The organism is Pseudovibrio sp. W74 (assembly GCF_001623085.1).
Classification (GTDB): Bacteria; Pseudomonadota; Alphaproteobacteria; order Rhizobiales; family Stappiaceae; genus Pseudovibrio.
This window is the reverse complement of record NZ_LMCJ01000001.1, coordinates 148,670-161,953: the sequence shown is the minus strand read 5'-3', so window position 1 is coordinate 161,953 and position 13,284 is coordinate 148,670. Positions and strand designations below refer to the sequence as shown.

The following is a 13,284-nucleotide window of genomic DNA, read 5'->3' as shown; positions in this document are numbered from 1 at the left end:
ATGCCAAAGACTCATTTCTAACAAGTAGCGCAGGCGTTGCCTGCCGCCTTGCTCATCCCGACCTTCGGGAATTCTCGTTTCATCACTGCATGGGAGGCCATGCGGTGCTTTTAGTGCTTGCAAGTTCAACTCAGAATGTATGAGTGAGAAAGAATGGAGCAACATCAAAAAGCCCCGGAAAGCGGGGCTTTCCGGGGCTTTGTTGTTTGATTGTCCGCTGTGTTTAGCGTGGCAGATTGGAAGATCCTGTCAGGAACTCGTCGATTGAACGAGCGGCCTGACGACCTTCGCGGATAGCCCAGACCACAAGGGACTGGCCTTTGCGCACGTCACCAGCTGCAAAGACCTTTTTGATGGAGGTCTTGTAGTCTTCGGTGTTTGCTTTCACGTTGGTGCGCGGATCCAACTCCAGGTCGTCACCAGCTTCTTTGACGTAAGTTTCCATGTTCGGGCCTGAGAAACCAATGGCTGCAAGAACAAGGTCTGCCTTGAGAATGAACTCGGTTCCTTCAATCGGAACACGTTTTTCATCTACACGAGCACATTTTACGCCTGTTACGTGACCGTCTTCATCACCTACGATTTCGAGCGTTGCCGCGGAAAACTCACGTTCTGCGCCTTCAGCCTGAGAGGTTGAGGTGCGGAACTTCGTTGGCCAGTATGGCCAGAACTGGTTCTTATCTTCCTTCAGTGGTGGCATTGGACGAATATCCATCTGGGTTACAGACAGAGCGCCCTGACGGAAGGATGTCCCAACGCAGTCAGATGCGGTGTCACCACCGCCGACAACAACAATGTGTTTGCCGCCAGCCCAGTATGGCTCTTCGCCCGATACATCTTCACCACCAACGCGGCGGTTCTGCTGTACGAGGAAAGGCATCGCATACATCGCACCTTTGAGGTCCATGCCCGGAATGCCTGGATCACGCGGGCGTTCTGCACCAGTGCAAAGCAGTGTTGCATCGTGACGTGTGTGGATCTCTTCAAACTCTACGTCTTTGCCGATTTCACAACCGTAGTGGAAGGTTACGCCTTCTCCTTCCAGCTGTGCTACACGGCGGTCGATATAGTGTTTTTCCATCTTAAAGTCAGGAATACCATATCGCATCAAACCACCAGCACTCGGTTCGCGTTCGTAAACATGAACTGTGTGACCAGCGCGCGCTAACTGCTGAGCAGCTGCCATACCTGCAGGACCAGACCCAATAACTGCAACAGTTTTACCTGTCTTGGTAGCTGCTGGTTCGGGCTTGATCCAACCTTCCTTAAAGGCGCGATCAGCGATTGCTTGTTCGACAGTTTTAATCGCGACCGGAATGTCTTCCAGATTCAACGTACATGCTTCCTCGCATGGAGCTGGGCAAATACGGCCCGTGAATTCAGGGAAGTTGTTGGTTGAATGCAGATTGCGTGATGCTTCTTCCCAGTCCCCTGCAAATACCAGATCATTCCAATCGGGGATCTGGTTGTTTACTGGACAACCGGCAGGACCGTGGCAAAACGGAATGCCACAATCCATACAACGAGCTGCCTGACGCTCCACTTCCGGCTGCGAGAGCGGGACAGTGAATTCGCGAAAATGGCGGATGCGATCTGATGCCGGCTGGTAGTTTTGCTCCTGCCGGTCGATCTCCAAAAAGCCAGTTACCTTACCCATGTCTTCCCCTCTTATTCCGCAGCCGCGAGGCCCAGACGCGCAGCTTTCATTTCCTGAAGCGCGCGACGGTATTCAACCGGCATAACTTTCACAAACTTCGGACGCCAGTTCTCCCAGTCATTCAGAATATTCTGAGCTTTGGTGGAACCAGTATACTTCACGTGGTTTTCAAGAATGAGACGCAGACGCTCGTCGTCGTGGCGTGTCATGTCAGCTGACAGATCCACACGTCCTTTGTACTCGATGTCGCCGCCATGGTGATGCAGCTTTTCGAGCAGGTCGTCTTCTTCTTGCACGGGCTGAATGTCTACCATTGCAAGGTTACAACGGGAGCCAAAAGTACCATCCTCGTCCAATACGTAAGCAACACCACCGGACATGCCTGCTGCGAAGTTACGGCCAGTCTGACCGATTACAACAACAACACCGCCAGTCATGTATTCACATCCGTGGTCGCCAACACCCTCAACAACCGCAGTTGCTCCGGAGTTACGAACTGCGAAACGCTCGCCGCCAACACCGCGGAAGTACACTTCACCGCTGGTTGCTCCGTAAAGAACGGTATTCCCAACAATGATGGAATTTTCCGGCACGATGCGGGTGTTCTCTGGTGGGCGTACGATAATGCGGCCACCTGAGAGGCCTTTGCCTACATAATCGTTTGCATCGCCTTCAAGATCGATCGTCACGCCCTTGGCAACAAAGGCACCAAACGCCTGACCAGCTGTACCTGTCATCGAGATATGGATGGTATCGTCTTTGAGGCCTTTTGCACCGTAGCGTTTAGCAATCTGACCAGAAAGCATTGCGCCAACGGAACGATCAACTGACTTGATCTTTGCCGGGAACTCAACTTTTTCTTTGCTTTCGAGTGCTGGCATCGCGTTGCGAATGAGTTCACGATCCAGAACTTCGTTGATTGGATGCTCTTGAAGCTGTGACCAGCGGCTTTGTTCCTGCGCCGCATCTGGACGATAGAAGATCCTTGAGAAATCAAGGCCTTCAGACTTCCAGTGATTGATCGCAGTTTCTTTGTCGAGCATGTCGGAGCGACCGATGATTTCGTCCAGTTTCCTGACGCCGAGTTCTGCCATCAATCCGCGAAGTTCTTCTGCTACATAGAAGAAATAGTTGATGACGTGTTCTGGAGTGCCCTTAAAGCGCTTCCGTAGAACCGGGTCCTGGGTCGCAATGCCAACCGGGCAGGTGTTGAGGTGACACTTACGCATCATCAAGCAACCAGCAGCGATCAGCGGAGCGGTTGAGAAGCCGTATTCATCTGCGCCCAGAAGAGCGCCAACAAGTACGTCACGGCCTGTGCGAAGACCACCATCAACCTGCAAAGCGATACGGGAACGCAGGCCATTGAGAACGAGTGTTTGCTGGGTTTCAGCAAGACCCATCTCCCATGGAGAACCGGCGTGCTTCAAAGAGGTGAGTGGGGATGCACCAGTGCCACCGTCAAAGCCAGAGACCGTGATGTGGTCTGCGCGCGCTTTGGCAACACCTGCTGCAACTGTTCCAACACCAACTTCAGACACCAGCTTGACTGAGATATCCGCCTCTGGGTTCACGTTCTTCAGATCGTAGATCAGCTGCGCCAGATCTTCGATTGAGTAGATGTCGTGGTGCGGAGGAGGTGAAATCAAGCCTACGCCCTGTGTGGAGTGACGTGTCTTTGCGATCACTGCATCCACTTTATGGCCTGGCAGCTGTCCGCCTTCACCCGGTTTTGCACCCTGAGCGACCTTAATCTGGATCATATCAGAGTTGACCAGATATTCGGTTGTTACGCCAAAGCGCCCTGATGCAACCTGCTTGATCGCAGAACGCATTGGGTTTGGAGATCCGTCCGGCAGTGGGTTGAAGCGTTCGGCTTCTTCGCCACCTTCACCAGTATTGGATTTACCGCCAATCTTGTTCATAGCAATCGCAAGCGATGTATGAGCTTCGCGAGAGATTGAGCCGAAAGACATTGCACCCGTTGAGAAGCGCTTGACGATGTCTTCTGCGGACTCAACTTCATCGATGTTGACTGGACGGCGTCCCAGCTCTTCTGCTGATTTGATGCGGAACATGCCACGGATTGTGTAACGGCCAGAGGCTTCGTTCACTTCCTTGGCGAATTCCAGATACTTTTCAGGCAGGTTGTTGCGTACCGCATGTTGAAGAGTGGCGATGCTGTCCGGGGTCCACATGTGGTTTTCGCCACGGGTCCGGTATGCATACTCACCACCAACGTCCAGCGAGCGACGCAGAACAGGAATATCCTCAAATGCATCGTGGTGACGAACAACAGTCTCTTCAGCAACTTCTTTTAGGCCGATGCCTTCGATGGTTGTTGCTGTACCGAAGAAGAATTTTTCTACAAATTCTGAATTCAGGCCAACCGCATCAAAGATCTGCGCACCACAGTAAGACTGATAGGTGGAGATGCCCATCTTGGACATGACTTTGAGCATGCCTTTGTTGATGGCCTTGATGTAGCGAGAGACAACTTCATGCTCATCCACTTCCTCAGGGAAAGACCCTTCAGAGTGCATTGAACGGATTGTTTCGAATGCGAGATAGGGGTTGATTGCCTCTGCACCATAACCGGCCAGAACGCAGAAGTGATGAACTTCGCGTGCTTCACCTGTTTCAACCACAAGACCCACTGAGGTACGAAGGCCTTTGCGGATCAGGTAGTTATGGACAGCAGCTGTCGCCAATAGTGCAGGAATTGCAATACGGGCACGTGAGATCACGCGGTCAGACAAGATGATGATGTTGTAACCACCATGAACAGCCTTTTCAGCGCGAGCACACAAGCGCTCCAGAGCATCTTCCATGCCCTTGGTCCCCTTCTCAGCAGAGTAGGTGATGTCGAGGGTTTTGGTTTGGAACTGATTGTCTTCGATATCACCAATAGCGCGGATCTTTTCCAGATCAGCATTGGTGAGGATTGGCTGACGTACTTCCAGACGTTTGGAGGTAGAAAGACCTTTCAGATCAAACAGGTTCGGACGTGGTCCAATGAAGGACACGAGGCTCATCACCAATTCTTCGCGGATCGGATCGATCGGTGGGTTGGTTACCTGCGCAAAGTTCTGCTTGAAGTAGGTGTACAGAAGCTTGGATTTGTCTGAGAGGACGGACACAGGTGTGTCAGTACCCATAGACCCCAGTGCTTCCTGACCAACGGTTGCCATTGGCTGCATGAGAAGCTTGATGTCTTCCTGCGTGTAACCAAAGGCTTGCTGACGGTCGAGAAGGGTTTCACCTGCAACCGGCGCGCGTTCACGTACGGATGGGAGGTCTTCAAGAACCATCTGCGTGCGATGCAGCCAGTCTTTATAAGGGTTTGCCGTGGAGAGCTGGCGCTTGATTTCTTCGTCAGAAACAATACGACCTTCTTCCAAATCGATCAGGAGCATTTTGCCTGGCTGGAGACGCCATTTCTGGATGATCTTCTCTTCTGGAATGTCGAGAACACCAACTTCAGAAGACATAACCACGAAATCATCATCAGTGACGATGTAACGGGCAGGGCGTAGACCATTACGATCAAGCGTTGCGCCAATCTGACGACCGTCTGTGAAGGCTACCGCTGCAGGTCCGTCCCATGGTTCCATGATAGAGGCATGGTATTGGTAGAAAGAGCGACGGTTTTCGTCCATCAGCGGGTTGCCGGCCCACGCTTCCGGGATCAGCATCATAGCTGCATGCGCAAGGGAATAGCCGCCAGTGGTGAGGAATTCCAAGGCGTTATCGAAGCATGCTGTGTCAGACTGACCTTCGTAAGAGATCGGCCATAGCTTGTTGATGTCGTCACCAAATGCAGGAGAGGACACAGATGCCTGACGGGCTGCCATCCAGTTTACGTTGCCGCGCAAGGTGTTGATTTCACCGTTGTGCGCAACCATACGGTATGGGTGAGCCAGATCCCATGACGGGAAAGTGTTGGTTGAGAAGCGCTGGTGAACCAACGCCAGCGCAGAGATGAAGCGCTCATCACGCAGATCGTCATAGTAAGCGCCAAGCTGGTACGCGAGGAACATGCCTTTGTAGACGATGGTGCGGCTGGAGAAGGAAACGACGTAGAAGCCTTTTTCTACGGCCTCAGATTTCTCGCGCACTACGTTGGAGATCACTTTGCGCAGGATAAAGAGGCGGCGCTCCAGAATGTCGCCATCTGTATTGTTTGGTAGAGTTACAAACAACTGACGGGAAACAGGTTCTGTCGCTGCAATATCCGGTGCTTTCGACAAAGAAGAATTGTCGACCGGAACATCACGCCAGCCTAATACTTCAAGACCTTCATCAGAAACACATTCCGCAACGATGCTTTCGCATTGCTCGCGGAGCTTTTTATCTTGTGGAAGGAAGAAGAACGCAACGCCGTATTCGCCAGCTTCTGGAAGATCGAATCCGATCTTCGAGCATTCTTCTTTGAAAAACTCGTGTGGGACCTGGGTCAGCATACCTGCACCGTCGCCCATCAATGGGTCAGCGCCAACTGCGCCGCGGTGTGTCAGGTTTTCAACGATCTGAAGGCCGCTTTGTACCACGTGGTGAGATTGTGCGCCTTTGAGGTTAGCTATAAAGCCGACGCCACAGGCATCGTGCTCTTTGGCTGGATTGTAAAGCCCCTCAGTGGCAGCAGTGCGGAGTTTTTCCGTAACGGTGCCTGTGGTGGTAGCTCGGGTTTTCATAGGTTCCCCCCCACTCATATGCATCGTGTTTCCTCCTTTTTCTGCCATTTTTGGCCTCACTTTCGCTCATCTCAATGTGACCGGTTAAGGTCACTTCCTCGTTCGGGTCGCGGGGAGGTCTTCCTCGCGGCTCGTTCGAAGCCCCGGCACGGCTTGCCCCGGATCTGTCGAATGAAGCACGGCCTCTTTATACATAGGGCCGCCCATTCGGAGTTTCCTCCGATCTATCTTACCCCTTTGGCGAGTGCATTGCGATATGTCCGCATGGCACACATTTGGGGGAGAATGTCGCGGCGTTGGGAACGCGCCTACATCCTTCTCTTTTGCGTTGTGTGGATCTCTTAGGTGGATCGCTTGGAAGCTGTCTTCCAGATTGTCATCAACGCATGCGGGATAATAAGGACAGCACTCCTGTCCTTTTCCGCGTCGCGAACATGCCAGATTTCAGAGGGTAGAGCAAGAGCGTTTCAGAAAGTCTTTATTTCTATTCTTTTAATTTTATTAGGCCGATTGTCGCATTGGCATCTAAAACTCAAGTTAGATGCAATAATATTTCAACTATTCACGAACCTGTGAGGACGATGATCTCATTTTATTGATTTAATCGCGTGAAAATAACATGTGTTTGATTTCCCATTGATCGAGTTTTTTGTCAGAACTGTCTTCAGAGGCGAACCAAACCTGTTGAACACATCGCCGAATTTCAATTTGAGGAGTTTTGAAATGTCCAAAAAAACGTTGTCCGCTGCTGTACTTGCAACCGCTGTTACTGCTGCTGTAGCTGGTGCAAACATTACTGTTGCTGAAGCTGCTTCTAAAGAAAAATGTTACGGCGTTTCCCTTGCTGGTGAAAACGACTGTAAAGCGGGCGCTGGCACCACTTGTGCAGGTACTTCCACTGTTGACTATCAGGGCAATGCTTGGACCCTCGTACCAACCGGTACATGTGAATCCATTGAAGTCCCAGGTGACCGTAAAGGTTCTTTGACTGAACTTTCCCGCGATCTGCCTCACTAATCGCTTTACTTTACAATATACTGCGTTGCACCGGGGCGGGTTTTTCCCCTCCGGTGTTTCTTTAAGAAGAAGTCATAATATAGAACGAGGTACTGATATGTGTGCGCAAAGAGTCAATGCAAAACTACCTGCACGAGGTGGCGTGGGCTTAAAAGCTGATCATTATCATCGTATTCTCAATGACAAGCCTGACATGGGCTTCTTCGAAATTCATGCGGAAAACTATATGGGTGCTGGTGGTCCTCCACACGGTTACCTTGAAGCGATCCGGCGTGATTATCCTATCTCTCTTCATGGTGTCGGCTTGTCTATTGGCGGAGCTGATCCGCTGAACAAAGAGCACCTTTCTCGCGTGAAAGATGTCGCTGATCGTTATGATCCGGGCCTTTTCAGTGAGCACCTGGCCTGGTCAACACACGACACCGAGTATTTCAATGATCTTCTGCCTCTGCCTTACACTGAGGTGACATTGCAGCAGGTCGTCGACCATATTGATGAAGTGCAGACCTTCCTTGGTCGTCAGATGTTGCTTGAAAACCCAAGTGCTTATGTGATCTTCAAGGAGAGCACCTATGAAGAAACTGAGTTTCTTCGCGAGATTGTAAAACGAACTGGCTGCGGATTGCTGCTGGACGTGAACAATGTCTTTGTTTCTGCGACGAACTCTGGTGGTTCTCCTGAAGATTATGTGGACCGATTCCCGGTTGAGCACGTACAGGAAATTCACCTTGGCGGGCATGCACCAGAAACAGATGAGCTGGGCTATCCTCTTCTAATCGATGCACATGATCGTAAAGTTGCTGATCCTGTGTGGGCGCTTTATGCGCGGACAATTGACCGGACAGGCCCTCAGCCAACTCTTATTGAGTGGGATGCGAATATTCCGACCTGGGAAATTCTCGCTTATGAAGCTGAACAGGCGGATGTGGTGATACAATCTCACATTGAGACGCAGGCTCAAGCCGCTGAGAAGCGGGGTGATCATGTCCCAAGCGCCTGATAGCACTAAGGAAAAGATTGCGTTGAAAGGTTTTGGCGTTCCTTTGCAGGATTTGCAGTCGAACATGCAAGGTTTTGACATGTTTTCGGATGGGCTGATGAATCCAGCTGTGCCTGTGCCCGATGGGGTTGTAGGGCGTGATGGTCATCCCTCTGAGAAGCGTTATGGCGTTTATCGCAATAACGTAATGGCGAGCTTGATTGATGCGATGGCTGCCAACTTTCCAGCAGTATATGATTTGGTTGGGCGTGATTATTTCCGGGCACTTGCTGCGGAGTTCGTTCGTAAGCATCCGCCAGAGCAGCCGGTACTGAGTGAGTTTGGGGGCAAGTTCTCTGAGTTCATTGGCGCGTTTCCTCCACTCGCGGACTATCCCTATCTGAAAGATGTTGCTGCGTTGGAATGGGCATGGCTGCGTGTTTACCACGGGCCAAATGCGACGCCTGTTGCGCCGGATGTGTTATCCAAGATTGATCCAGCAAAACTAGGGAATGCGGTGTTTACCCCTATCCCTGCACATAGACTGATTTACTCCCGTTTTCCGCTTAGCGAGATCTGGAAACAGAACCGCTCGGAAGATGTGGGAGGCATCACTCCAGAGGCTGATCAAGTGATTTTGATTTGCCGACCAGATATGGACGTGACACTGACCGGATTGGCTCAGGACGTAGCGGCATTCGCTGATTTACTGTTCTTTGGCAAGACATTGGGAGAAGCTGCAGAAGCAGTTTCATCCTCTTACAAATTCTTTGATCTGTCGCAGGCATTGGGCAGCCTGCTGAGCGCACGCGTGTTCGCGAGCGTGGACGTCAAAGCTTAATATTGATTGCGAGGGGCCGGGCGGTAAGGCCCCCGAGTGGTGGAAAGCACCAGAGGAGGAATCCGATGAGAATGCTTGTAAATTTATACCAGGGCGTATTTGGCTGGCTGGAGCGCGTAACTGAAGGCTGGTTTCTCGGCTTGTCTGCGCGCTTTCTTTTCGCAGGCGTCCTGTTTATGTACTTCTGGAATTCGGCGCTGACCAAGTTTGGTGATGGTGCGCTCGGGTTCTTGTTTCCCTCAACCGGTGCATATGCGCAGATCTTGCCGCATATTACCGAGGCGGCTGGATACGATATCTCTCAGATCCCGTTTTTCCCATATGGCCTGATTGTGCTTTTGGGAACTTGGGGTGAAGTTATCATTCCGGTACTGATTGTTGTCGGCTTGTTTACTCGTGCCGCAAGCATTGGTTTCATTGGCTTCGTGATTGTTATGTCCATTGTGGACGTGGTTGGTCATGGCGTTGATATGCCAACAATTGGTGCACTGTTTGATCGTCATCCATCTGCTTTGATCTTTGATCAGCGCGCACTATGGATCTTCCTGGCAACTGTGCTTGTGATCCGTGGTCCTGGCGTGTTCTCGTTGGACTGGGTGCTGGGCAAGTGGTTTGGCATTCACCACGAAACTGGTGTTTCAGACACTAAGAGCCACGCATAAGGTTACACTGAGAGCCTGACAAACCTGCGGGTTTGCGTATAGATATTAGAGCGTATCACTGTTGAAGTGATACGCTCTTTTTCGTTTGCGTATATGACTGGAGCATGCGCACTCAGAACTATGGGAGATCGTGTTGCAGATCATGTGCTTGAATGGTTGGGGAGGGACGCTCTACTCTGACTTGCTGCCGTATTTATCTCAGGCTGTGCCTGATGTTCTTTGTCTGCAAGAGGTGGTTCATACACCGGAAAGCGATAAGGACTGGCTGACTTATAGGGATGGCGATCACGTCTTACCTCAGCGGGCAAATTTCTTCCGTGATGTGTGTGCGGCACTGCCTGAGCATGTTGCCGCCTTTTGTCCTGCTGCTCAGGGTGTGCTGTGGGATGAAGAGCAGTCTATCTCATCTCAATGGGGTCTGGCCACGTTTGTGCATCGTTCCTTTCCCATCGTTGGTCAGGTGCAAAGATTTGTGCACAAAGGTTATGCTGCGAAAAGTTATGGAGACCATCCACGCTCTCGCAGTGCGCATGGAATTCGTGTTTATGATTATACAACAGATCGTGCCGTGAGCATCACCCATATGCATGGCCTGCGTGACTTGAATGGTAAGAAGGACACGCCAGAACGCTTTGAACAAGCGAAGCGGTTGCTCAATATTTCGCAGTCGGTTTCTGAGCCCGGTGATCTAAGAGTGGTGTGTGGCGACTTTAATGTAGAGCCTGGCAGCGAGACTATTCGTTTGTTGGAAGACGATGGTTTTGTTGAGTTGGTCAATCACTATGGGATCGAAACCACTCGGAACTCCCATTACAAAAAGCCGGGAAAATTTGCCGATTACATGCTGATCGATCGGGTTGACGAGATTATGGACTTTCAAGTGCTTCAAAAGCCTGAGGTTTCTGATCATTGTCCGCTTGTTTTGACACTGAAAACAGATGCTCAGAAGGATCAACTGCGCAAAGACTCTGTTCAAGTGTTGTTGGCCTAGAGAGCTTATGGCGGAGAGCACCGCCCTATAAGCCAAAAATGGCTTGAGTTCCCTCGGTTTGTTGTTATTCAAATCCTATGATTTTTGCGAGTGACAACTGGGCAGGTGCGACGAGTGCAGTTATGACTGCACTTGCGAACCATACAAGCGGCTTTGCCACCGCTTATGGGGTTGATCCATTGAGCCGCTCTATTGAGCAGCAATTCAATGATCTCTTTGAAAAAGAAGTTGCCGTGTTTCTGGTTTCTACAGGAACAGCAGCCAATTCCCTGGCGCTTGCGACCTATGCGAAGCCAGGCGGGGCAGTATTTTGTCATGAAGATGCACACATCAATGTTGATGAGTGTCACGCTCCGGAGTTCTTTACAGCTGGTAACAAGCTGATTGGTATTGGTGGCGAGCATGGCAAACTTACGCCTGATGCGCTGCGTTCAGCGATGGACAAGGTGCCGGATAATAATCCGATGCATGGCCGTCCTGCTGCGGTTTCTATCTCTCAGGTGACTGAGTTTGGGACCATCTACCAACTTGATGAAATTCAGGCGCTGGCGGACGTAGCACATTCCCGTAATGTACCACTGCATATGGATGGCGCTCGTTTTGCAAATGCGCTGGTGTCTTTAGATGTTTCTCCAGCAGAGATGACATGGAAAGCCGGTGTGGATGTTCTGTCCTTCGGTGGTACCAAGAACGGTTGCTGGTGTGCTGAAGCTGTTGTGTTCTTCAACCCTGAAGAATCCGAGGGCTTTGAATATTTGCGCAAGCGGGCTGCACAGGTCTTCTCAAAGGCGCGCTTTATTTCTGCGCAATTTGAAGGCTACCTGAAGGACGATGACTGGCTGGCTTCAGCGCGTCATGCCAACGCGATGTGCATGCGCCTAGCCGATGGTATGCGCGATATTGAAGGCGTGCGTTTGCCAATTGAACCACAGGCCAACGAATTGTTCCCGGTGTTCACCAAAGCGCAAGCTGCACGTCTGGAAGCTGCCGGTGCGAAGTTTTATGATATTCCAGCGGATTTCGTCTCAGAAGATGAAGTGTTCCTTCGCTTGGTGACCTGCTTTGCGACCACTCCAGAGATGGTTGACGAGTTTCTGATGCATCTGCGCGGGTAATCGTGGCAGACTGCTCAATTCGTGATTACGTCTTATGATTGCAGTGTCGAGAAATGCAGCATAGAATGCTGGTCTGCGGAGGGATATAGATCCGCAGACCAGCGGGGCACCTGCAAGGGGTTAGCAAGGGTGTTAGAGGCCAACCCTTGCGGTGTCAGTCCAGTGGGTTCAAGGCAAGGCCTTAAGTGAACTAACCTACCCTTCTTATTTTGCGTGTAACTTACCACTCGATAATTCTTAAGTGGCTGTGTGGTCGTGGGGAACGCGGTAATTCCAGAAAATAGAAACAGATGCAGAGAGAGTATCTTTGTGCTTGCTGAAGCGCGCATAAAAGAACGCCCCGCTGGGGCAAGCGGGGCGTTGATTGTGTCTGGCCCTTACTGGGGGGAAAGGCAGCCAGACAGATCCGCATGGGAGGATTGCGGAGGAGGAACCCTGTTGATTTGAGTGGGATTGATTGGCAGGGGCGTGCCAATCAATCTTTGAGAGACATTAGAAAATCTAGAATGTTACAAGGGTGGCCACTCGCGAGGGTGGGAGTTTGGGAGGAAGGTCCTCGCGAGGGCTTTGGGTTTTAAAGGCGTATTCTTATCTGAAAATCGGTTTCCACTTTTCAGGAATACACATCAGTGAGCTACTGTTTCGCCTTCAATTTGTTTGTGTTCTTTTTTATCTCCAGCCGTGATGTTGATTTTGCGCGGTTTTTTTGCCTCAGGAATTTCTCGGATGAGGTCAATGTGGAGCAATCCGTGCTCCATACTTGCGCCAATCACTTTCACATATTCGGCGATCTGGAAGCGGCGTTCAAAAGCGCGGGAGGCGATTCCCCGGTAGAGAACTTCTTTTTCGTCGCTTTCAGGACTTTTCTCGCCAGAAACAGTCAAGACATGTTCTTTAGCTTCAATCGTCAGTTCATCTTCCTTAAAACCAGCGACTGCCATGGAGATGCGGTATGCGCTCTCTCCTGTGCGCTCAATGTTATAAGGGGGATAAGCTGATCCCTGCTGTTCCGTTCCTGAATCCAGCATGGAGAAAAGGCGGTCGAAACCAACAGTGGAACGGTAGAGGGGGGTAAGATCGAAATGACGCATTTTATGTGTCCTCTTTTATGTGACCAACTGGTCATCTGAGCAACGTTCACCATTCGCCGCAAAGCGCGCGGACGATGAAATTTCCTTTTGCTTACAGTGCCTTCCCATTCGTGGCGAAGGTTCTAAGCGGTGTCAGACCCACTCTGTGGCGCCTGTGATTTTGAGATGGGGACGGGGCGAATAAGTTTCAAGAGTTTTTTTCAAAATAGGTGTTTTTGCTGGAATGATGCCCGCATT

Annotated in this window: 9 protein-coding genes; 6 read left to right on the top strand and 3 right to left on the bottom strand. The window is 50.9% G+C overall.

Translation table 11 applies throughout. From position 1 onward, the window contains the following. Nucleotides 1-223 precede the first annotated feature (223 nt). Nucleotides 224-1,657, bottom strand: a complete 1,434-nt coding sequence (locus PsW74_RS00770; RefSeq protein ID WP_063290280.1) for a glutamate synthase subunit beta — start codon at nt 1,655-1,657, stop codon at nt 224-226. 11 nt (nt 1,658-1,668) lie between these two features. Next, on the bottom strand, nt 1,669-6,351 hold the full coding sequence (gene gltB, locus PsW74_RS00765; protein WP_082830433.1) for a glutamate synthase large subunit: 4,683 nt from the start codon (nt 6,349-6,351) through the stop codon (nt 1,669-1,671). A gap of 723 nt (nt 6,352-7,074) precedes the next feature. On the opposite strand from gltB, the gene PsW74_RS00760 reads away from it, so the two are divergent. The 6 genes from PsW74_RS00760 to PsW74_RS00735 all read left to right on the top strand — a co-directional run bounded on the left by PsW74_RS00760 (nt 7,075) and on the right by PsW74_RS00735 (nt 11,956). Further along, nucleotides 7,075-7,368 carry a DUF2282 domain-containing protein gene (locus PsW74_RS00760; RefSeq protein ID WP_057461822.1) on the top strand — a complete coding sequence of 98 codons (294 nt, stop codon included), beginning with the start codon at nt 7,075-7,077 and terminating at the stop codon, nt 7,366-7,368. A 97-nt stretch (nt 7,369-7,465) separates the two neighbouring features. Then, nucleotides 7,466-8,368: a DUF692 domain-containing protein gene (locus tag PsW74_RS00755; RefSeq protein WP_063290279.1), complete on the top strand. Its 903-nt coding sequence runs from the start codon at nt 7,466-7,468 to the stop codon at nt 8,366-8,368. Next, a complete protein-coding gene (locus PsW74_RS00750) occupies nt 8,352-9,188 on the top strand; it encodes a DNA-binding domain-containing protein (RefSeq protein WP_063290278.1) in 837 nt (278 codons plus the stop codon). The genes PsW74_RS00755 and PsW74_RS00750 overlap by 17 nt, the downstream gene beginning before the upstream one ends. 71 nt (nt 9,189-9,259) lie before the next feature. Next, the gene (locus tag PsW74_RS00745) at nt 9,260-9,850 is read left to right on the top strand and encodes a DoxX family protein (protein ID WP_057461819.1); all 591 of its coding nucleotides are present in this window, start codon (nt 9,260-9,262) and stop codon (nt 9,848-9,850) included. Nucleotides 9,851-9,983: 133 nt separating this feature from the next. Beyond that, nucleotides 9,984-10,841 carry an endonuclease/exonuclease/phosphatase family protein gene (locus tag PsW74_RS00740; protein ID WP_063290420.1) on the top strand — a complete coding sequence of 286 codons (858 nt, stop codon included), beginning with the start codon at nt 9,984-9,986 and terminating at the stop codon, nt 10,839-10,841. Nucleotides 10,842-10,918: 77 nt separating this feature from the next. After that, complete coding sequence (locus PsW74_RS00735; protein WP_063290277.1) at nt 10,919-11,956, top strand: low specificity L-threonine aldolase; 1,038 nt, start codon at nt 10,919-10,921, stop codon at nt 11,954-11,956. Between the two features lie 626 nt (nt 11,957-12,582). Here PsW74_RS00735 and PsW74_RS00730 read toward each other — a convergent pair. Continuing rightward, nucleotides 12,583-13,047 (bottom strand): Hsp20 family protein, encoded by a 465-nt coding sequence (locus PsW74_RS00730; protein WP_063290276.1) that lies wholly within the window; start codon nt 13,045-13,047, stop codon nt 12,583-12,585. Nucleotides 13,048-13,284: the final 237 nt, after the last annotated feature.